The organism is Limnomicrobium aquaticum (assembly GCF_040545545.1).
GTDB lineage: Bacteria > Pseudomonadota > Alphaproteobacteria > Rhizobiales > Rhizobiaceae > Ensifer_A > Ensifer_A aquaticum.
Genome location: NZ_JBEPMB010000004.1, coordinates 209,860 through 228,433, shown reverse-complemented (window position 1 = coordinate 228,433; position 18,574 = coordinate 209,860). Strand labels below are relative to the sequence as shown.

General features: G+C 60.7%; 20 protein-coding genes, 1 tRNA gene and 1 pseudogene. 13 read left to right on the top strand and 9 right to left on the bottom strand.

The genetic code is table 11. The annotated features are described in order from the left end of the window. Positions 1 to 35: 35 nt before the first annotated feature. The 6 genes from cpdR1 (at position 36) to ABID16_RS14600 (ending at position 5,512) form a co-directional block, all read left to right on the top strand. The gene (gene cpdR1, locus ABID16_RS14625) at positions 36 to 398 is read left to right on the top strand and encodes a response regulator CpdR1 (protein WP_109858444.1); all 363 of its coding nucleotides are present in this window, start codon (positions 36 to 38) and stop codon (positions 396 to 398) included. Between the two features lie 99 nt (positions 399 to 497). Continuing rightward, positions 498 to 572, top strand: a tRNA-Val gene (locus tag ABID16_RS14620). Positions 573 to 1,267: 695 nt separating this feature from the next. Then, a complete protein-coding gene (locus ABID16_RS14615; protein ID WP_435532428.1) occupies positions 1,268 to 3,304 on the top strand; it encodes a methyl-accepting chemotaxis protein in 2,037 nt (678 codons plus the stop codon). A 207-nt stretch (positions 3,305 to 3,511) separates the two neighbouring features. Beyond that, positions 3,512 to 4,162: a PAQR family membrane homeostasis protein TrhA gene (gene trhA, locus ABID16_RS14610; RefSeq protein ID WP_354557082.1), complete on the top strand. Its 651-nt coding sequence runs from the start codon at positions 3,512 to 3,514 to the stop codon at positions 4,160 to 4,162. A gap of 206 nt (positions 4,163 to 4,368) precedes the next feature. After that, positions 4,369 to 4,812 carry a glyoxalase superfamily protein gene (locus ABID16_RS14605; protein ID WP_354557081.1) on the top strand — a complete coding sequence of 148 codons (444 nt, stop codon included), beginning with the start codon at positions 4,369 to 4,371 and terminating at the stop codon, positions 4,810 to 4,812. Positions 4,813 to 4,825: 13 nt separating this feature from the next. Next, on the top strand, positions 4,826 to 5,512 hold the full coding sequence (locus ABID16_RS14600) for an SDR family NAD(P)-dependent oxidoreductase (protein ID WP_354557080.1): 687 nt from the start codon (positions 4,826 to 4,828) through the stop codon (positions 5,510 to 5,512). Between the two features lie 123 nt (positions 5,513 to 5,635). Here the strand turns inward: ABID16_RS14600 and ABID16_RS14595 are convergent, their stop codons facing one another. The 6 genes and pseudogenes from ABID16_RS14595 to ABID16_RS14570 all read right to left on the bottom strand — a co-directional run bounded on the left by ABID16_RS14595 (position 5,636) and on the right by ABID16_RS14570 (position 9,559). After that, positions 5,636 to 6,241: a peptidase inhibitor family I36 protein gene (locus ABID16_RS14595; RefSeq protein ID WP_354557079.1), complete on the bottom strand. Its 606-nt coding sequence runs from the start codon at positions 6,239 to 6,241 to the stop codon at positions 5,636 to 5,638. Positions 6,242 to 6,403: 162 nt separating this feature from the next. After that, entirely contained in the window at positions 6,404 to 6,820 is a 417-nt protein-coding gene (locus ABID16_RS14590) for a DUF2267 domain-containing protein (RefSeq protein ID WP_354557078.1), read from the bottom strand. A 4-nt stretch (positions 6,821 to 6,824) separates the two neighbouring features. After that, on the bottom strand, positions 6,825 to 7,814 hold the full coding sequence (locus ABID16_RS14585) for a WD40 repeat domain-containing protein (RefSeq protein ID WP_354557077.1): 990 nt from the start codon (positions 7,812 to 7,814) through the stop codon (positions 6,825 to 6,827). A gap of 93 nt (positions 7,815 to 7,907) precedes the next feature. Next, positions 7,908 to 8,198: pseudogene (locus ABID16_RS14580) on the bottom strand (type II toxin-antitoxin system RelE/ParE family toxin). Then, entirely contained in the window at positions 8,188 to 8,376 is a 189-nt protein-coding gene (locus ABID16_RS14575; RefSeq protein WP_354557076.1) for a hypothetical protein, read from the bottom strand. The pseudogene ABID16_RS14580 and the gene ABID16_RS14575 overlap by 11 nt, the downstream one beginning before the upstream one ends. Positions 8,377 to 8,428: 52 nt before the next feature. Beyond that, the gene (locus ABID16_RS14570; protein ID WP_354557075.1) at positions 8,429 to 9,559 is read right to left on the bottom strand and encodes a CobW family GTP-binding protein; all 1,131 of its coding nucleotides are present in this window, start codon (positions 9,557 to 9,559) and stop codon (positions 8,429 to 8,431) included. Between the two features lie 223 nt (positions 9,560 to 9,782). Here ABID16_RS14570 and ABID16_RS14565 point away from each other — a divergent pair, with 223 nt between their 5' ends. Further along, positions 9,783 to 10,979 (top strand): OpgC family protein, encoded by a 1,197-nt coding sequence (locus tag ABID16_RS14565; RefSeq protein WP_354557074.1) that lies wholly within the window; start codon positions 9,783 to 9,785, stop codon positions 10,977 to 10,979. Here ABID16_RS14565 and ABID16_RS14560 read toward each other — a convergent pair. After that, a complete protein-coding gene (locus ABID16_RS14560) occupies positions 10,969 to 11,187 on the bottom strand; it encodes a hypothetical protein (RefSeq protein WP_354557073.1) in 219 nt (72 codons plus the stop codon). The genes ABID16_RS14565 and ABID16_RS14560 overlap by 11 nt on opposite strands. Positions 11,188 to 11,306: 119 nt before the next feature. On the opposite strand from ABID16_RS14560, the gene ABID16_RS14555 reads away from it, so the two are divergent. Next, positions 11,307 to 12,212, top strand: a complete 906-nt coding sequence (locus ABID16_RS14555; protein WP_354557072.1) for a LysR family transcriptional regulator — start codon at positions 11,307 to 11,309, stop codon at positions 12,210 to 12,212. Here the strand turns inward: ABID16_RS14555 and ABID16_RS14550 are convergent. Beyond that, positions 12,166 to 12,954, bottom strand: a complete 789-nt coding sequence (locus ABID16_RS14550; RefSeq protein ID WP_354557071.1) for a creatininase family protein — start codon at positions 12,952 to 12,954, stop codon at positions 12,166 to 12,168. The two genes, ABID16_RS14555 and ABID16_RS14550, sit on opposite strands and share 47 nt — an antisense overlap. Before the next feature lie 94 nt (positions 12,955 to 13,048). On the opposite strand from ABID16_RS14550, the gene ABID16_RS14545 reads away from it, so the two are divergent. The 4 genes from ABID16_RS14545 to ABID16_RS14530 all read left to right on the top strand — a co-directional run bounded on the left by ABID16_RS14545 (position 13,049) and on the right by ABID16_RS14530 (position 16,382). Further along, a complete protein-coding gene (locus ABID16_RS14545) occupies positions 13,049 to 13,537 on the top strand; it encodes a MarR family winged helix-turn-helix transcriptional regulator (protein ID WP_354557070.1) in 489 nt (162 codons plus the stop codon). A 199-nt stretch (positions 13,538 to 13,736) separates the two neighbouring features. Next, a complete protein-coding gene (locus tag ABID16_RS14540) occupies positions 13,737 to 14,756 on the top strand; it encodes a LacI family DNA-binding transcriptional regulator (RefSeq protein WP_354557069.1) in 1,020 nt (339 codons plus the stop codon). 74 nt (positions 14,757 to 14,830) lie between these two features. Continuing rightward, positions 14,831 to 15,787 carry a 2-hydroxyacid dehydrogenase gene (locus ABID16_RS14535; protein WP_354557068.1) on the top strand — a complete coding sequence of 319 codons (957 nt, stop codon included), beginning with the start codon at positions 14,831 to 14,833 and terminating at the stop codon, positions 15,785 to 15,787. A 190-nt stretch (positions 15,788 to 15,977) separates the two neighbouring features. Further along, positions 15,978 to 16,382: a hypothetical protein gene (locus tag ABID16_RS14530; protein WP_354557067.1), complete on the top strand. Its 405-nt coding sequence runs from the start codon at positions 15,978 to 15,980 to the stop codon at positions 16,380 to 16,382. Between the two features lie 43 nt (positions 16,383 to 16,425). Here ABID16_RS14530 and ABID16_RS14525 read toward each other — a convergent pair whose 3' ends face one another. Then, the gene (locus tag ABID16_RS14525) at positions 16,426 to 17,187 is read right to left on the bottom strand and encodes a gamma-glutamyl-gamma-aminobutyrate hydrolase family protein (RefSeq protein ID WP_354557066.1); all 762 of its coding nucleotides are present in this window, start codon (positions 17,185 to 17,187) and stop codon (positions 16,426 to 16,428) included. 263 nt (positions 17,188 to 17,450) lie between these two features. Between ABID16_RS14525 and ABID16_RS14520 the strand changes: the two genes are divergently transcribed. Beyond that, positions 17,451 to 18,560 (top strand): TRAP transporter substrate-binding protein, encoded by a 1,110-nt coding sequence (locus ABID16_RS14520; protein WP_354557065.1) that lies wholly within the window; start codon positions 17,451 to 17,453, stop codon positions 18,558 to 18,560. Positions 18,561 to 18,574: the final 14 nt, after the last annotated feature.

The window sequence follows — 18,574 nt, the reverse complement described above, 5'->3', positions numbered from 1 at the left end:
ACGCCTGAACGAGAAAACACCAGATGTCAGAGAAAATGACCCAGAAGATCCTCCTTGCTGAAGACGACAACGACATGCGCCGTTTCCTGGTCAAGGCGCTCGAGCGCGCCGGCTATAACGTCATGTCCTACGACAATGGCGCCAGCGCCTATGACCGTCTGCGCGAAGAGCCCTTCTCGCTGCTCTTGACCGACATCGTCATGCCGGAAATGGACGGGATCGAACTCGCCCGCCGCGCGACCGAACTCGACCCGGACCTGAAGGTCATGTTCATCACCGGCTTCGCCGCCGTGGCGCTCAACCCGGACTCCCGCGCCCCCAAGGACGCCAAGGTTCTCTCCAAGCCCTTCCACCTTCGCGACCTCGTCGACGAGGTCAACAAGATGCTGGCTGCCTGAAAAGGCGGCCACCGAAGCTTTTCCACGGATTGATAAAAAAGCTTCAAAAACCCTATTGACGGCGCAAAGCATTTTATGATCTATGCGCCGACATCGGATGGGCGTGTAGCTCAGCGGGAGAGCACTACGTTGACATCGTAGGGGTCACAGGTTCGATCCCTGTCACGCCCACCATCCAAATTCATGAATTAAAGGGCGTTTCGGTTGAAAATCGAAGCGCCTTTTTTGTCTGTTGGTCTGCAGGTCCGATGATCCTGCATGAGCCTGAACCGAGCTTCATCCTCGATCAATTCAGACCGACAATGGCCGCGTGATGAGCGCGCCGGAATTAGCCGGGCATCGCAAATCCAGGGCGTTCAAACGCTCATTGATATCCTCATAATATCCCCAAAAACGGCAACCCGCCCCATTTTCAAATTACGCGTCGCGACTACCGTATGAGAAATCGCTAAAATTGCGGATGCCACTTTAGGATACGGTTAACGATTAAGATTTCTAATCTGAGTTGCGCAACATCTGGTATCGATGATCCCTTCGCGGCACGCGAAACAGCATCCCGTCCCATGATCTAGTTCGCATAATTGCTCCTTGTTAGCAGCAGGCGACGAGAGGAAATCATGTGCTTTTTCGTTATCGTCAGACGTGACTCACCCATAGGCTTCTTGAACCGGAGCCCGAAGCGGGAACGGGCTCCGGCTCTGAAGAACCGCTATCCCGTTCACACCGCCCGAACGGACTGGCTCGGGTTCGCGGGCCCCCCGGCCCGTCCACCTTTAGAAAGGCGGCGGCCGTAAAGCGCTTGAAATTTGCAAGAGTCATCCAATCCGAAGCAGCTTCGACAGGAAAATCGCATGTCCTTCTACACGCAAATGAAGAAATCCTCGAAATGTGAGGTTGCTCTGGCCGAGATCCAGCGCGTCTCCGCCAGCCACGCGAACGGGAACCTCGCCGACCGGGCGAATGTCGATGTCGCGACGGGCAGCGCCCGAGAGATACTGAAGGCAATCAACCTCTTGCTGGAAGCGGGCATCCAGCCGATGCAGAAGCTTGCGACATCCATCACGCACATGTCGGATGATCACGACAAGGGCGACATCGATGTCATGTTGCCGGTGGAGGAGTTCAGGGGCGACATGGCAGCGGTGGCCAAAAGCGTGAACGCCATGGTCGGTAGCCATATCGCGGTGAAGAAGAAGGCCATGGCCTGCGTCAAGGAGCTTGGCGAGGGCAATTTCAATGCTCCGCTCGAACAGCTGCCGGGCAAGAAGGCGTTCATCAACGAAACGATCGAAACCCTGCGCGGCAATCTGCGGGGCCTGATCGGTGAAATGAACAACATGTCGGCCGAACATGACAGGGGCGATATCGATGTCTTTCTACCCGTCGAGCGCTTCAAGGGTGACTTCGGCACCATGGCCAAGGGGATCAACGACATGGTCGCCGGCCATATCGCCGTCAAGAAGAAGGCCATGGCCTGCATTAAGCAGCTGGGCGAGGGCAATTTCGAAGCGCCACTCGAGCAGTTCCCCGGCAAGAAGGCCTTCATCAACGAGACAATCGAGACGCTGCGCGGCAATCTGCGGGCGATCACCCTGGAACTTCAGCGCCTGATCGCTGCGTCCACGGCCGGCAAGCTTTCCGAGCGGGGGGCCGCCGATCGTTTCGTCGGGGATTTCGCCAAGCTCGTCTCCGGAATCAATGGCATGCTGGACGCGATCATTCTCCCGATCTCGGAGGGCAACCGCGTACTCCGGCAGGTTAGCGTCGGCGATCTGACAGAGCGGGTCGAGATTGCATGCGAAGGCGACCACGAGCGGATGAAGAACGCGATCAACAATCTGGTCGACAACCTGCGCAACACGGCAGACATTGCCAACCAGATCGCAGCCGGCGATCTGACCGTCGAGCCCGAGCCGCTTTCCGACAAGGACACGCTTGGAACTGCGCTACTGTCCATGGTGGAGCGGCTGCGTGGCGTCGTGACCGACGCACTGGTCGCCAGCGAAAACGTCTCGGCCGGCTCGCAACAGCTGTCGTCCGGTTCGGAACAGCTCTCGCAAGGCGCAACCGAACAGGCAGCATCCGCTGAAGAAGCGGCGGCCTCGATGGAACAGATGGCCTCCAACATCAAGCAGAATGCCGACAATGCCGCCCAGACCGAAAAGATCGCGCGTCAGTCTTCGAAGGACGCCGAGGCCTCGGGCGATGCCGTCAACCGCGCCGTGACGGCCATGCGCAAGATTGCCGAAAAGATTTCCATCGTCCAGGAGATCGCCCGCCAGACCGACCTTCTGGCCCTGAATGCTGCCGTCGAAGCGGCCCGCGCAGGCGAGCATGGCAAGGGCTTTGCAGTTGTCGCCTCCGAAGTGCGCAAGCTTGCCGAACGCAGCCAGTCGGCCGCGGCCGAAATCAGCGGCCTCTCGACGGAAACGGTCGATGTCGCGACCGAGGCAGGCGGCATGCTCGCCCGCCTTGTGCCTGACATTCGCAAGACCGCGGAACTGGTCGCGGAAATCTCTGCGGCCTGCCGCGAACAGGATATTGGCGCAGGCCAGATCAACGAGGCCATCCAGCAACTCGACAAGGTGACCCAGCAGAATGCCGGTGCCTCGGAAGAGATGTCGGCAACCGCAGAAGAACTGGCCGAACAGGCCGAGGAGCTGCGGGCCTCCATCGCCTTCTTCACGGTCGACAATGGCGAGGACGCACAGCCGCGGGCAGGCGCCGACCGATCGTTGCAGGCGAGGCAGAAGAAAAAGGCCCCCACGAAGCCGGCCGCAAAGACATCCCAGCCCAAGGCGGGTCAGACGGTCGCAAGACAGCAGGCGCGGGTCAGAGGCCTCATGCTCGACATGTCGATGGGAGGCCCCGACGAAGACGACTCCGACTTCCGGGCGAGTGCCTGATCATGGAATGGCGGCCTGCGGGCCGCCAACTCCGGACGGAGCCCTAGGGAGCCTCGTCGTGTCTGCCACATGCAGCATGCGACATTAACACTAACACGCAGTTCTCTGCCGCCGGGCGGGAATGTCGCAGCGATGCCGATTGCCTGAAACGTCACAGCCCGGTACACTTTGCTGACGATAACAACCCCGACCGGACCACGACTGCTCATGAACCGATTCCAGCTGCCGCACACCCCCTGGGAACACTTTGCTGACGGCGTCGTCCATGTCATCGGGGTCGCGGCCGCGATTGCCGCCACCTCTGCGCTGATCGTCTGGGCGAGCCTGAAATTGCCGGCCAACTGGATCTGGCCGCTGACCGTCTATGGCGTCGGAATGATCGCCACCTTCTCCTTTTCGGCCGCCTATAACCTGACCATTCACAGCAAGGTGCGGGCTGTCCTGCGCCGCTTCGACCATGCGGCCATCTACCTGATGATCGCCGGCACCTATACGCCGATCGGCATTATCGGGCTTGGTGGCTGGCTGGGCTGGGGTCTTGCGATTTCCTCATGGACGCTGGCCATCATAGGCATCGTCATGAAGCTGGCTTTCTTCCACCGCTGGCCCCGCGCGGGCTTCTTCCTCTATCTGGGCATGGGCTGGCTCGGCATTGTCGCTGTCTGGCCGCTGATCCAGAACCTAAATCCGAGCGTGCTGATCCTGCTGCTCGGCGGGGGCATCACCTATACGGCCGGCACGATCTTCTATCACTACGACCGCCTGCCCTATTCCCGCGCGATCTGGCACACCCATGTGCTGGCTGCCGCAGCACTCCACTACGTCGCGGTGCTGATGGCCGTTCCCGCCGTCGCTTGATTGCAGCCGCGCTTTGAGGCATAAGCTTGTCTCACGGCTTGGGAACGCCTGCCGCCCGCTGGCTTTTGGCCCTGGTGAAGTTCCCGATGCAGCTCGCAAGGACCTGCATCGAACCTACCGATTGATGACCGAAGCTTTGATGCATTCGCGCCATCGGCAATGCGGGTCCCGATTACGGCAATGCGAATGCGGCAAGGACTTCAACCATGTCACAATCGATGCCCATTCCCTCGCTCGAAACCCTCAAGGACCAGGCCAGGCGCCTGCGCAGCCGCCTGAAGGACGAAGCCCAGGACATTACCCACTCCAAGGCACTGGAACTGATCGCCGCCCAATACGGCTTCCGCGACTGGAACACGATTGCCGCGAAAGCCGGCAACCGCCCACCGCTCAATCCGTGGATGCTGGGCTCCAGGGTCTCCGGCCACTATCTCGGCCAGCCCTTCAGGGCCGAAATCCTCTCCGTGCAGGCCCTCACGCACGCGCCGGGGCGCTATCGCATTACATTCGATTTCGAAGAAGCGGTGGATGTCGTCACATTCGACAGCTTCTCCGCCTTCCGCAAGCGCGTCACCTGCACGATCGGCGAAGACGGCCGAACCATCGAGAAAACCTCCAACGGCCGGCCGCATATGGAACTGGAATGGTGAAAGGAAACGAGGCATGAGTACAATCGTCATCACGGGAGCGGGTCGCGGCATCGGCCATGAGCTGGCGCGCGCGGCACTCGCCGAAGGCCATACGGTCTACGGCTCGGTGCGCAGCGAGGCCGATGCGGCGAAACTGCAATGCGACCTCGGCGAGGCACTCATGCCTCTCGTTTTCGACGTCACCGACAGAGCCGCTGTCAGCCGCACAGCAGCTTCGGTTGCCGGCCCGGTCGATATCCTGATCAACAATGCCGGCATCATCGGGCCGCGGCCGGAGCGGCAATCGCCGCTCGCCATGGATTTCGACGGCTTTGCCGAAACCCTGGCGATCAACACCATCGCCCCGCTTGCCGTTTCGCAGGCTTTCCTGCCAGCGTTAAGGCGTTCGGACCGTGGCCGCATTCTTACCATTTCGAGTCAGATGTCCTTCATGGGCTACCGCAAGTCCGACCAGATCGCCTATCGCGCCTCCAAGGCGGCCGTGAACAAGGTGATGCAGGGACTGGCAACGGCGCTGGAAGACGAGAAAATCCCGGTCGTGCTGGTCGATCCGGGCTGGGTGAAAACCGATATGGGCGGCCCCTCGGCCGATCTGGACCCGGCTCAGGTGGCGGCAGGTATTCTCTCGCTTGCTGAAGCGCTTGGCATGCCGCAGACGGGACGGTTTTTCCTTTGGAGCGGTCAGGAGCGCGGCTTCTAGATCGTTTCAATGTCTCATAGAAACTCTGAAACGATCTATCTCTTTGTTTTTGCGCAATTCCGGACGCGAAACCGGTTTCCACTTTCGCTGGAATTGCTCCAGTCACCGCGCTCCCACACGATTTCAGCGCCGCACGGTATACGAAGAAATCTCTCTGTTCAGCGTGAAGAGCCTGGGGTGGCTGGCGTCGATCACCAGGCACTGGCCGGAATAGCCGCGATCGGAGCAAACCTTGGCGCTGATGAGGCCTTTGACCTCGACCGAGGCAATGCGGTCGTTCCACCGGGGAGGCAGGCTGGGCGCACTGGTCCCGATCGTCGCGCAGAAATGCGCGCCTGTGAAGTTGACACCCGTATAGAAGCAGACCTCGCCATCCATGGAAGCGTTTTCAGTCTTGCAGATGGGACCCCGGCAGGGCTTCTTGCGCAACAGCTGCTCCTTGGGCAGCTTCTGTCTGTTCGGAATCTGAGTGTTGTAGGTGGAGATGAAAGGGTCGCCGTTATAATTGCCGCCGTTGCCACCCGAGTTTGTCTTGGTGTCCTGAACGTCGCTGTTGGAGGGGGTTTCCGCGCTCGGGGTATTGCCCGGCGCGTTGCTCGGTGCATTGGCAGAAGGCGCGCTGATGGATGTCGAATAGGTAGCGATATCGGCATGTGCAGCACCGGCGGCACCGATGGCAAGAGCGGCTGCAAGTGCGGATTGGGCGAAGAGAGTGCGTATCCTGGTCATGGTCATGTCTCCCGATATGGCTCATCCCGAGCCTTTGGCTGATCGTGTGGAGGCTTAGCTCCGGTTGGCTGGCATCTGATGGAGACAGGTATAGACGCGCCATAACGGGACCGCTGTTCCCGGTGGAACAGAGCTGATCACCAATCGATCGAAGGAAATATCTCAGCGCCAGAAACTGGCAAACTCACGCGGCAGGACCTCCAGCAAACGATGGAACTCCGCGGTGTCCATGGTTTCGTGAAGTGCAGCACCCACGTCTTCCAGCGCCGAAGGCGTCGAAAGATTGTGATTGTGCCGGAGAGCCAGAATTTCGCGCTGCAGCCCGGCGCGATCGGTCAGCGGAAGCACGGGAGCCTCGACATCCCAGGCCGACACGAAGATCGCCCTGAGAACAGGTGGCAGATGATCGGCGAAACGCAGCGCCTCGCGCGGTGTCATATGGCAACGCAGCGCGTGGAAGACCGCCTCGACCATGGTGTAACACTGATGTGTCGTCTGCAGCAGGGAGATCCGCCTGAGCGCCTCCATGAAGGCCTCGAAGTCGCGCGATGCGTGGAAATATTCCTGCGGCATCGGCATCGTGTCACCCCGCGATGTCCACTACGCCGCAATCGCCGGCTTCCGAGGCAAAGGCCAGCAACTTTCCGGACTTCGACCACGCCATGGAGGTGATCGCCCCCTTGCCGGGACGACGCAGCACCACTTCCTTCTCGTCGGCGAACCGCACAAGCAGGATCATTCCGTCGATGAAGCCGATGGCCACAACCTCTTCCGCCGGATGGCAGGAGACGGCGGTCGCCATGATGTTACCCCGCGTGCCGAGTTCCAGCGGCGGCTTGCCCATCGGACCGTCCTTCGCCGAAAACGGCCAGACGATCGCGGCCGGCGCGCCGGACGAGGCAAGCCATTTGCCCTTCACAGACCAGGACATCGACTTGATCTTGGCCGGATAGCCGGTCATGCGCATGTGTCGCGCCTCTTCGCCCGGCTTCACGTCAATCTTCCAGCCATGCAGCGCATTTTCCTGCATGGCGGTGACAACGAAGCGCCCGTCGGGCGAAAAGGTCACGGCATTGTGTGCGCCCTTCCAGTCGAGATCGATCGGCGCCCCAGCGGTCATCACCCAATGCAGCGTCACGCCGTTGTAGCGGGCGGCGGCAATCCGCAGGCCCTTGGGCGCGAACGCAATAGCTTCCACCGTGCGCTGTTCGGTGAAGCTTTTCACCGTGCCATCGGCGAGCCGCACCCTGGCTTCCTTGCCGACGCCAAAGGCAACAGCCCCCTGCGGTCCCGCAGCTATGACGGAGATCCACTTGCGCGGCTCCTCGGCGAGGAGTTCCACACGCCCATCCGCATGAACACGGTTGACCTTGCCATCCTCGCCTGACGTCACCAGCGTGTTGCTGGCTTCATCCTTGATGGAGGCGAGCAGGCCCTGATGCGCGGCCGCCGTCTTGTGGCCCATGTCGAGGCGATGAACCTCGCCGGACGCGGACGTGAAGAAGGGAACATCGCCAAGGAAATGCGCACCGACGATGTGGCCTTCGAGATCAAGCGGAGCAACTGTGGGCATGGCGGGTCTCTTCTCAGCATGAATTGTCTTCAGTGGCTGCTGTTTAGACAATGTTGGAGCAGGTGGGAAGGCGGGAAACGGTCCGCTGGGACGTCAATCCGGCTCCGGCGGATAAAGTCGTCGGCCATGAAGCACGGCTTCTATATCGACGTGATATTCATCCGTTATAGTGTAGACGAGAAAATAGGGATATTGCGGCACCGAAATTTCGCGCGTTCCCTGCACGCGACCCGTTTTCCCAGGAGCGGAAAACTCTCAAGCTGATAAGGCGATCATAAGAATTGCGTCGATGACCCTCTGCGCGGCCGCCGGATTTCTTTCACGGATATAACCTTGAATGGCACGAAGATCGGCGCGAGCATCGTCCGAAAATCTAACGTGCATCGAACCCGAATTCCGCCGCGACCTCATCAAGATTGCGGTAAGCCGTATTTCCGGTTTTCTTTTTCGCCAGCCGGCTTTCAACCGTCCGACGCACCCAAGCGTCATGTTCAGGTGCAGGCGCTTCGCCTACACCTGATGCAATATACTCGAGGTCTGGGTGCTCTTTCAGCTCGCTCATGAGCGGTACCATACCAGTTTGGCACTCACTGAGCCAGCGTCTTTTGCAACCATCACGCCGCAACCGTCTGCGCTTCGCAGGCCTTGAAGGTACGTTCCAGTTTTTCCTGGTCGAGATCGCGGCCGATGAAGACGAGGCGCGTTTCGCGCTTTTCGTGTTCCTTCCACGGACGCTGATGGTCACCTTCGATGATCATGTGCACGCCCTGCACGACGTAGCGCTCCTCGTCGCCGGTGAAGGCGATGATGCCCTTCAGACGAAGGATCTTGGGGCCATCGGTCTGCGTCACCTTCTGGATCCACGGGAAGAACTTGTCCGGGTTCATCTCGCCGCCGCGCAGTGAGATCGACTTCACCGTCACATCGTGGATCGCCGAGGGCGTGCCATGGTGGTGGCCATTATCATGCCCGTGGTCGTGGTGATGATGGTCATGATCATGATGGTGGTGGCCGTGATCGTGGCCATGGTGGTCATGGTGGTCATGATCGTGATCGCAATCCGGACCGCAGACATGATCCTCGTATTCGTCGAGGAAATGCGGATCGTTTTCCATCGCCTTTTCGAGGTTGAACGCGCCCTGATCGAGGATCTTGGCAATATCGACCTCCGAACGCTTGGCAAACATCACGCGGGCAGCCGGATTGATGGCGCGCACGACATCTTCCACCTGATGCAGTTCGTCATGCGAGACGAGGTCAGTCTTGTTGATGATAACGATATCGGCAAAGGCAATCTGGTCTTCGGCCTCGCGGCTGTCCTTCAGACGCAGCGGCAGATGCTTGGCGTCGACGAGTGCCACGACCGCATCAAGCTCGGTCTTGGCGCGCACATCGTCGTCCATGAAGAAGGTCTGCGCCACCGGAACCGGATCAGCAAGGCCCGTGGTCTCGACAATGATGCCGTCAAAACGGCCGGGGCGGCGCATCAGGCCTTCCACGACGCGGATCAGGTCGCCGCGCACGGTGCAGCAGACGCAGCCATTGTTCATTTCGTAAATTTCTTCGTCCGACTCGACAATCAGATCGTTGTCGATGCCGATCGCGCCGAATTCGTTAACGATAACCGCGTACTTCTTGCCGTGGTTCTCCGTGAGAATGCGGTTCAGCAGCGTCGTCTTGCCGGAGCCGAGATAGCCGGTCAGCACGGTGACGGGAATGGGTTTGATCGCTTGCACTTCGGTCATGGTCCACCTTCGGGGAAAGGGCTTCGAATTGCTGCCTATATAGGACGGCCCTACCACCGATCGCAACAATCGTGGCGAATTAAAAGCCTCGGTCGGAAAAGTAAGGCTGTCATGCTAATTTCACAATGCAGCCACAACCCGAACGCACTTCTGCTTCGCTCCCATTTGAAGATGATGGAACAAGCGAATCGTCCGTGCGTTGTCGGGCGAAAGGAGACAACCTATGTCCGCGACATACGCTTCGCCCGCAATAGCTGTTCCCACGCAAACACCCGTACGCCGCCGTGACACGCGGCTTGACGTTCTGCGCGCGCTCGCCCTTCTCATGATCTTCGTTGACCACGTTCCCGGCCAGCCGCTGGAGCACTGGACGATGAAGAACTTCGGTTTCTCCGATGCCTCCGAACTCTTCGTTCTGATTTCTGGCATCGCCGTCGCTCTGGCTTATGGCCGCAAGTATGACCTCACCAATCTTGGATCGCTCACCGTCAAGGCATGGCGTCGTGTTGTAACGCTTTTCGCCGCACATATGGCCGGCACGCTTCTGACGCTGGGCATTTTCGTCGGTGCCGCCTGGCTGTTCCTGCGCCCCGACCTCATGACGCAGGTCGCCATCGGCCCGGTCATGGAAGCCCCGATGAAGGGCCTGGTTGCGCTGACGACGCTGGGCCACCAGCTCGGCTATAACAACATTCTGCCCATGTATATGGCGTTGATGGCATTGGCGCCGGCCATGATCTGGCTGGAACGCCGCAATCCCGCCATGCTGATTGCCGTCTCCGCCCTCATCTGGGCGCTCGCCGGAACATGGCGCATCGGCCCGCCGCGCACGCTGGAAGAAGGCGTCTGGTTCTTCAACCCGCTGTCGTGGCAGTTCCTGTTCGTGATCGGCTATGTCGGCGCACGCTACATCGCCCGCGGCGGCCGCATCGGCGGCAGCCCCGGCCTGCTCGCCGCCTCCATCACCTTCGTTCTGTTTGCCGCACTTTGGACGATCATGGGCCTTGGCGCGCATTCGAGCCTGTCGCTCGGCCTGCCCTTCGTGCTGACCGGTTTCGACAAGACCTATCTGACCGGCTGGCGCCTCGCCCATATGCTGGCGCTTGTCTACATATTCCTGTCGGTGCCGTTCCTGTCGCGCATCACGCGGCTGGATCATGACAATCCGCTGGCTGTCATCGGCCGCCATGGCCTCGCGATCTTCCTGATTGGCACGGTTCTGGCCGTACTCGCCCAGGCGATCATGGCCGTCATCGGCAACTGGCCGGAGACCGGCTTGCTGCTGATCGCCAACGGCGTCTTCATCCAGATCATTGCCGCCTATTGGTTGGACATGCGCGACGAGGCGAACCGAAAGAAGGCAAAGTCCGCCAAGCCGGTTGCGGCGCCGACGGCCGGTCTCTCGCCCGTTACCGCCTGAACAGTTTGCGAACAAATCCTGTTACTGCCTGGCGGCGCTCCTCGCGCCGCCATTCTTCGGCATTTCGCTCCAGGCTTGCCATATCTGATCGTGTGCCCGGCCAGATGTCGGTTGGAACCTCAATCTCGCGAAGCTCGCGCCGTGGCGAGGCATCGATTTCACCCAACAGTTCGAACCTGCCGGCAAGGGTGCTGTCAATCTCGGCCATGTCGATCTCCTTTGCGAAGCCTTATGCTTCGAATTTGCGCGATAGGCCTTGATCTTAATTCTTTCCTGTAAGATGATAATGGCCAGAAAATTCCTCACATAAGTGAATTTTTTTCAGCTATGTCCGATGCCTCTCTCAAGGAAATGCAGGCCATCTGCCGGATTGCGGAGACGGGAAGCTTTGCGCAGGCCGCAGACGATCTGGCGCTGACGCCATCCGCCGTCTCCAAGCTTGTGGGTCGGCTGGAATCGCGACTCGGCATCCGACTGATCGCCCGCACCACCCGCCGCCTGTCGCTGACCTCGGAAGGCGCGATGTATGTCGCCCGCGCCCGCGACATCCTCGCAGCCGTCGAGGACGCGGAACAGGAGGTCATGGCGAGCGCAGCCGAACCGTCGGGCCTGCTGCGCGTCAACACCGGCACCGCCTTCGGCCGCTATGTTCTGGGTCCGATCATCCCGGACTTCCTGGCGCGCTATCCGAAGATACGCCTCGATCTCGGCATTGCCGACCGGCAGGTCGATCTGATCGGCGAGCAATGGGACGTGGCGATCCGCATGGGCCAACTCGGCGATCCGTCACTCGTCGCCCGAAAGATCGGCGAGTCCTCGCGCGCCATCTGCGCCAGCCCCGCCTATCTGGACCGCTACGGCGTACCGAAAACACCGGCGGAACTGGCGAACCACAATTGCATCGTGATTTCCGGCTTCCCCTACCTCCGCCGCTGGCCCTTCGCATCCCCGGAAGGCGTGAACCTGCAGGAGGTCGGCGGCAGCCTCATCACCGACAGCGCTGACGTCATCGTCGACATGATGCTGTCTGGGCTCGGCATTGGCCGGCTGGCGCGTCTCACGGTGGTGCAACCCCTGAAGGAGGGGCGCCTCATCGAAATCCTGAAGGACGTGCACCGCATTGACCCCTTTCCGATCCACGCAATCATGCCGCCCGGCGGCAATCGCAGCCCCAAGGTGCGGGCCTTCATCGATTTCCTGGCCGGTCACCCGCTGCTGAAGGCGTCTTTATAGCGTCGAACAGCGAAAGGTCGAAACGCGCGACGTCCCGCAGCAGTTCGATCAGGCCGCGCGCTGCGCGGTCGATCATCTCGCGTCCCTTCTCCGCCGTCGCCAGCGCCGCATTTCCCGCAACACCGTCAGCATTGAGGTCCCGCATCATCCAGCCGAAGGCATGCGGACCGTAAGCGCGCAGATGCTTGAAATCGGAAATGAAATCGCTTTGCCGGGAATCAAAGTCCCGCGCCTTGTCCATGTCCACCAGCTCCGGTGCCAGCGCCAGCATGACAGAGGTCTCGATCTCACCACCATGGATGCCTATCGCCTTTTCCTCCGGCGTGACAAGGCCTGCTTCCGCTCCGAAGCGTGTCCAGCTCGATGCCACGCAGAGCATGCCGAACCGCACCCGCGCCTCGGTCGCAACGATGGTCATCAGCGGAGAATTCCCGCCATGGGCGTTGAGCAGAACGAGACGGCGGATATCCTCCTCGCTCAACCGCTCCGCAATACCCAGCCAGCGCTCGATAGCCTCCTGGTAGGTCAGCGTTCGCGTGCCCTCCACGTCGATATGCTCGATCGAATAGCCGACCGCCTCGGTCGGCAGGAAGAGCACATCGAGGTCTTTCGGTAAAAGCGTCTGAGCCCGGCGGGCAACGCCGGTTGCAATGATGGTGTCGGTCGCAAAAGGCAGATGTGGCCCATGCTGCTCATGGGCGCCCAGCGGAAGCACCGCGATGCGATCGTCTTTTCCTGCCATTTGGCCTCCCGACAGCGTGGACAGGTCCCGAAACCTCCGGTATCCCTTGTGCAGGGGAGTCATAACGTGCTTCGGCACGGAGGCAAGCGGGCAGATGGCAAAGAAAAACAAGGACAAGAAAAAAGACGGCAAGCGCAGCAAGTCGTCGGCCAGCCCGGCTGACATCGCCTTCGAGGTCGCGCAGGTCGCCCGCCAGTTCCGCACCCTGACCTCACGCACGCTGAGCGATGTCGGTCTCTACGGCGGACAGGAAGGCGTGATGACCGCGCTCGGCGAGGAAGATGGCCTCACCGCCGGTGCCATCGCCACCCGCCTCGGCGTCAAGCCGCCGACGATTACCCGCACCATCACCCGCATGGAAGCGCAGGGCCTGCTCACCCGCAAGGGCGGCGAGGACGGTCGCCAGACCACCGTATGGCTGACGGACGATGGCCGCGCCAAGCTTGAGAGCGTGGAGGTATCCGGCACCACGGTCATGGATGCCGCCTTCCGCGATCTCGACGAAAAGCAGATGCGCCGCCTGCTCGAACTTCTCCAGCAGGTCAGTGACAATCTTGAAACGGCCCTCTCCGCCGATAGTTGAATTTGGGCGGTAGATCGAAATTGTTGCAAGCCCCGTTAAAACAGTTTACTTAAAATTTTTAAGTAGGCCAAAGCGCCAGGGCGAAAACATGGAAACCGGTTTTCGCTAACCCTGCGCGGCAAACGGAAAAGCAGATCATGCCAAAATGATCTGGAAGCGGGGCGAAGACCCCGCGTGAGGATAGCGTCGGGGAGGCAACGTGGCGCAAAAGATCAAGCTTTCAACGATCGCCGAGTCGCTCGGCGTTTCGACCGCCACCGTTTCGCTGGCGCTGCGCGACAGTCCGCTCGTCGCCGCCGCCACCCGCGAGAAGATCAAGGAACAGTCCCGCGCGCTCGGCTATATCTACAACCGCCGCGCCGCGAGCCTTCGAACCTCCCGCTCGGGCATCATTGGCGTCGTCGTGCATGACATCCAGAACCCGTTCTACGCGGAAATCCTCAAAGCTATCGAGAGCGAACTCGACCGGTCCAGCCACACATTCATCCTGTCGAACCATTATGACTCGGTCGATAAGCAGCGCAATTTCATCGAGACGCTGCTGCAGCTCGGCGGCGACGGCGTCATCATGTCGCCCGCCATCGGCACGCCCCGCGAGGATCTGGAGCTTGCCGAAAACAACGGCATGCCCGCCATCCTTGTCGCCCGTTCGGTCGAGAACCTCGACCTGCCGACCTATCGCGGCGATGACAGCTACGGCATTTCGCTGGCCACCAATCACCTGATCGGCCTTGGCCACCGCACCATTGCCATGGTCGGCGGCACCGACCAGACCTCGACGGGCCGCGACCGCTATCAGGGGTATGTCAACGCTCTCAAGAAGGCGAACATTCCGGTCGATCCGGCACTGCGCATTGCCGGTCCCCGCTCCAAGCAGGGCGGTTTCGAGGCGGCCGTACATTTCCTGTCGCTGCCACAGAAGCCGACCGCCGCCGTCTGCTGGAACGACCTTGTCGCGATCGGCTTCATGAACGGCATCGCGCGTGCCGGCCTGATGCCCGGCCGCGACATTTCCGTCACCGGCTATGACGACCTGGAAGAAGCGGCCATTGCAACGCCGGGCCTCACCACCGTGTGGAACGGTCAATCGGAAGTGGGCCGCCTTGCCGCACGCGCGCTGCTCGACAAGCTCTCCGGCAGCCATGAGCCGGACGGCATGCATCTGATCAAGCCGGAAATGCGCATCCGTCAATCCACCGCCCCGTTGCATCGGACCTGATCCCGGCGCAAATTTCGAACCGGCGCGATCTTGGTTGCGCCTGCAATCGCGTGAAACGAACAGGCAGAAAACCCATGTCGAAAGTCTCGATCCTCACCGCCGGAAAGGTCCACCCGCGCGTCATCGAGCGGCTTCAGCCGCATTTCGACCTGATCCGCCTTGACCGGCCGGACCCAGCTCTCGTGACGCCGGAGATTGCTGGAAAGGTGCGCGGCGCCACCGGATTCAACGGCATGCCGGCCGATCTGATGGCCGCGTTGCCGCACCTCGAAATCGTCGCCAATTTCGGTGTCGGCTACGATGGCGTCAATGTCGCCCATGCCGCCGCCAACAATATCATGGTCACCAACACGCCCGACGTGCTGAACGCGGAAGTGGCCGACACGACGCTCGGCCTGCTGATCAACACCATCCGCCTTCTGCCCCGCGCCGAAACCTGGCTGCGCGAGGGGAGCTGGGAAAAGGACGGCGCCTTCATGCTCTCGCCGCTGTCGCTGCGCGGCCGCTCCGTCGGCATCTATGGCCTCGGTCGCATCGGCCTGGAAATCGCCCAGCGCGTGGCGGCCTTCAATCTGCCGGTGAGTTATCACACGCGCTCGGAACGCAAGGACGTCTCCTACCGCTATTATCCGTCGCTGGAAGCGCTGGCGGAGGCCGTCGACACCCTCATCTGCATTGTCCCGAAGACGCCCGAAACGCACAAGACGATCAACGCCGATATCCTCAAGCGCCTCGGCCCCAACGGCGTTCTGATCAATGTCGGTCGCGGCTGGACGGTGGATGAAGAGGCGCTTGCCGATGCGCTCGAAAACAAGGTCATCGCTGCAGCCGGCCTCGATGTTTTTCAGGACGAACCGCATGTGCCTGCGCGGCTTATCGCGCTCGACAATGCCTGCCTGCTTCCGCATGTCGCCTCGGCATCCGTGCCGACGCGCAACGCCATGGCTGACCTGACGGCGGAAAACCTCATCTCCTGGTTCGAGAAGGGACGCCCGGTTACTCCGGTCCCCGAGACGCCGTTCAGAGGGTGAACAAGCCGCAATTGACCTTGGTCATCGTCTGACCGCAATAAGCAGTTAATATCTCTCCTGCGCTTTAGACTTCTGTTAGGAAATGAGGCGCAACATGCTTTTATAGGCATGCAGGTACCTCGCTTGATGTGTTCGTCACCACAATGATGGACCGGAAAAGCGGATGTCTCCCAAGACAAAGGAGAGAGACATGAAGATGATCATGATCGCCACGGCCGTCGCCATTGCGGGCGCAGCAGCCAGCTACTTCGCGCCCTCGCCCCAGCAGACGCCGGGGGTGGACCCGATGAAGACCGCCGCGGTCGGCAACCCATCAAGCTACTCCGTCGCCAATATTGCGGAAGGAAAGGCCTGCGTCGTCAATCGCGGCAAACACGCCTCGGCGCGCACTTTCGTCCTGAAAAGCGAGCCGGGCTGCGACGATGTCTGGCCGGGCCTCGATCAGGCCCGCAACTGGACCGAAAATGCCGATGGTAGTGTGGCGCTCACCGACAAGTCCGGCAAGCAGCTGCTGATGATCGCCCCCGGCGACGGCATCGGCTATGTCGCGGTCGAGCCACCATCAGCTGCGCTGACGCTGACAGCCGTCCAGTGAAGTCCCTTCCTCTCCCTGTGCGGGAGAGGATAGATGGAAGCTCTCAATCGTTCAACTTGCGCGCTGCCGCATGATCGCGCACGGCTTCGCCAAACGCCTTGAACAGCGCATTGGACGGGCCGTCCTTGCCAACCCAATATTCCGGATGCCACTGGACACCGACGGCAAAGGACTTCGCGCCGATGACCGAGACGGCCTCGATCGTGCCGTCTTCAGCAACCGCTTCGACAGCCAGATTGGGAGCGGCATCCGAGATCGCCTGGCGATGCAGCGAATTGACCTTGAACTGGCCAGCACCGAGCGCGCCGGCAAGGCAGCTGCCTTCCTTCACATGCACCGTCTGGTGGATTTCATACTGTACGTCGCGGTCCGGAACGTCGCGGCGGCGATGATCGGCAACGCCCGGCATCTCCTGGATCTCGCTGGCAAGTGTGCCGCCAAGCGCGACGTTCAGCTCCTGAATGCCGCGACAGATCGCCAGCAACGGAACGCCCCGCTCGATGGCGCGGCGGATCAGCGGCATGGTCGTCGCATCGCGCGCCGGATCAAAAGGTCCGTCCTTCTCCTCGGCCACCTTGCCGTAAAGCGAAGGGTGAACGTTGGAGCGCGAGCCAGACAGCAGCACGCCATCGACACGGTCGAGCACTTCGTCAATGTCGTGACCATCTTCCAGCGCCGGCACGATCAACGGCAGCAGTCCGCCACCGACGACGGCAGCGTTGACATATTGCGTCTGCACCACGTGCCAGGTCGTTCCGTCAAGTTCACGGATATCGGCAGGGATGGCAACGATCGGCATGCTCATGAAGGGGTCTCCGATTTGATCAAGTTTTGCATTCATCACGCCACAACTGACGCAAGTCAATCAAAATTGCGGCGATATGAAGAGCAAACGCACCCGGAAATGTTCGGCATATTTATCAAAAAGATATTTGCTTGCAGCCACTTACAGAAAGAAATTTTGAGAGGCGCGCTTGCCAGCAGGGAGCCAAAATGGTTAGCTTCCTGCACTCTGCGGCACAGAGGGGGAAACCGGGCTGCGGAACCAAACGAATCGGGAGGTTATTCATGGATCGTCGTTCATTCATCAAGAAAGCCGGAGTTGCCGGCGCGGGCGCTGCCGCCGCAGCCACCACGCTTGCGGCACCCGCCATTGCCCAGGAAAATCCGAAGATCACCTGGCGTCTGACCTCGTCCTTCCCGAAGTCGCTCGACACGATCTGGGGCGGCGCCGTGGATATCGCCGAGCACGTCTCCGCCGCAACGAACGGCGCCTTCACCATCCAGACCTTCGCTGCCGGCGAAATCGTCCCCGGCCTTCAGGCGCTTGACGCCGTGGCTGCCGGCACGGTCGAGGCCGCGCACACGACCTCCTATTACTTCTGGGGCAAGGAGCCGACCTTCGCATTCGGCACCGCGCTGCCCTTCGGCCTCAATGCCCGCATGTCCAATGCATGGTTCTACCAGGGCAACGGCAACAAGCTGATGAACGAATTCTATGCCACGCAGGGCGTCTATGGCCTGCCCGCCGGCAACACGGGTGTTCAGATGGGCGGCTGGTTCCGCAAGGAAATCAATACACTGGACGACCTCAAGGGCCTGAAGATGCGCATCGCCGGCCTGGCCGGCAAGATCCTCGAAAAGGTCGGCGTCGTGCCGCAGCAGCTCGCCGGCGGCGACATCTATCCGGCGCTGGAAAAGGGCACGATCGACGCTGCCGAATTCGTCGGTCCCTATGACGACGCCAAGCTCGGCTTCAACAAGGTCGCGAAATACTATTACTATCCGGGTTTCTGGGAAGGCGGTCCGGTCGTCCACGGTTTCTTCAATCTCGCGAAATACAACGCCCTGCCGAAGAACTATCAGGCCATCCTGCAGGACGCCTGCGCCTTCGCCAACACCAACATGATGGCGAAATACGACGTCAAGAACCCGACGGCGCTCAAGGAGCTTGTCGGTTCGGGCACGCAGCTGCGTCCCTTCAGCCAGGAAATCATGGAAGCGTGCTACAAGGCCGCCGTCGAGATCTACGCCGATCTCTCGGCCAAGAGCCCCAGCTTCAAGAAGGTCTATGACGACCAGCTGGCCTTCAAGAAGGACGCCTATCTCTGGGCGCAGGTCGGCGAATACACGTTCGACACATTCATGATGATCCAGCAGCGCGCCGGCAAGCTCTGATCGATCAATTTGCA

Bases quoted from the DNA above. Each gene is read 5' to 3' on its own strand.
- ABID16_RS14555 (WP_354557072.1), top strand. From the start codon at position 11,307: ATGTCCGATGCCTCTCTCAAGGAAATGCAGGCCATCTGCCGGATTGCG.
- ABID16_RS14595 (WP_354557079.1), bottom strand. From the start codon at position 6,241: ATGACCAGGATACGCACTCTCTTCGCCCAATCCGCACTTGCAGCCGCT.
- ABID16_RS14560 (WP_354557073.1), bottom strand. From the start codon at position 11,187: ATGGCCGAGATTGACAGCACCCTTGCCGGCAGGTTCGAACTGTTGGGT.
- ABID16_RS14525 (WP_354557066.1), bottom strand. From the start codon at position 17,187: ATGAGCATGCCGATCGTTGCCATCCCTGCCGATATCCGTGAACTTGAC.
- ABID16_RS14600 (WP_354557080.1), top strand. From the start codon at position 4,826: ATGAGTACAATCGTCATCACGGGAGCGGGTCGCGGCATCGGCCATGAG.
- ABID16_RS14565 (WP_354557074.1), top strand. From the start codon at position 9,783: ATGTCCGCGACATACGCTTCGCCCGCAATAGCTGTTCCCACGCAAACA.
- cpdR1 (WP_109858444.1), top strand. From the start codon at position 36: ATGACCCAGAAGATCCTCCTTGCTGAAGACGACAACGACATGCGCCGT.
- ABID16_RS14590 (WP_354557078.1), bottom strand. From the start codon at position 6,820: ATGCCGATGCCGCAGGAATATTTCCACGCATCGCGCGACTTCGAGGCC.
- ABID16_RS14605 (WP_354557081.1), top strand. From the start codon at position 4,369: ATGTCACAATCGATGCCCATTCCCTCGCTCGAAACCCTCAAGGACCAG.
- ABID16_RS14530 (WP_354557067.1), top strand. From the start codon at position 15,978: ATGAAGATGATCATGATCGCCACGGCCGTCGCCATTGCGGGCGCAGCA.
- ABID16_RS14575 (WP_354557076.1), bottom strand. From the start codon at position 8,376: ATGAGCGAGCTGAAAGAGCACCCAGACCTCGAGTATATTGCATCAGGT.
- ABID16_RS14545 (WP_354557070.1), top strand. From the start codon at position 13,049: ATGGCAAAGAAAAACAAGGACAAGAAAAAAGACGGCAAGCGCAGCAAG.
- ABID16_RS14585 (WP_354557077.1), bottom strand. From the start codon at position 7,814: ATGCCCACAGTTGCTCCGCTTGATCTCGAAGGCCACATCGTCGGTGCG.
- ABID16_RS14535 (WP_354557068.1), top strand. From the start codon at position 14,831: ATGTCGAAAGTCTCGATCCTCACCGCCGGAAAGGTCCACCCGCGCGTC.
- ABID16_RS14615 (WP_435532428.1), top strand. From the start codon at position 1,268: ATGAAGAAATCCTCGAAATGTGAGGTTGCTCTGGCCGAGATCCAGCGC.
- ABID16_RS14520 (WP_354557065.1), top strand. From the start codon at position 17,451: ATGGATCGTCGTTCATTCATCAAGAAAGCCGGAGTTGCCGGCGCGGGC.
- ABID16_RS14550 (WP_354557071.1), bottom strand. From the start codon at position 12,954: ATGGCAGGAAAAGACGATCGCATCGCGGTGCTTCCGCTGGGCGCCCAT.
- trhA (WP_354557082.1), top strand. From the start codon at position 3,512: ATGAACCGATTCCAGCTGCCGCACACCCCCTGGGAACACTTTGCTGAC.
- ABID16_RS14570 (WP_354557075.1), bottom strand. From the start codon at position 9,559: ATGACCGAAGTGCAAGCGATCAAACCCATTCCCGTCACCGTGCTGACC.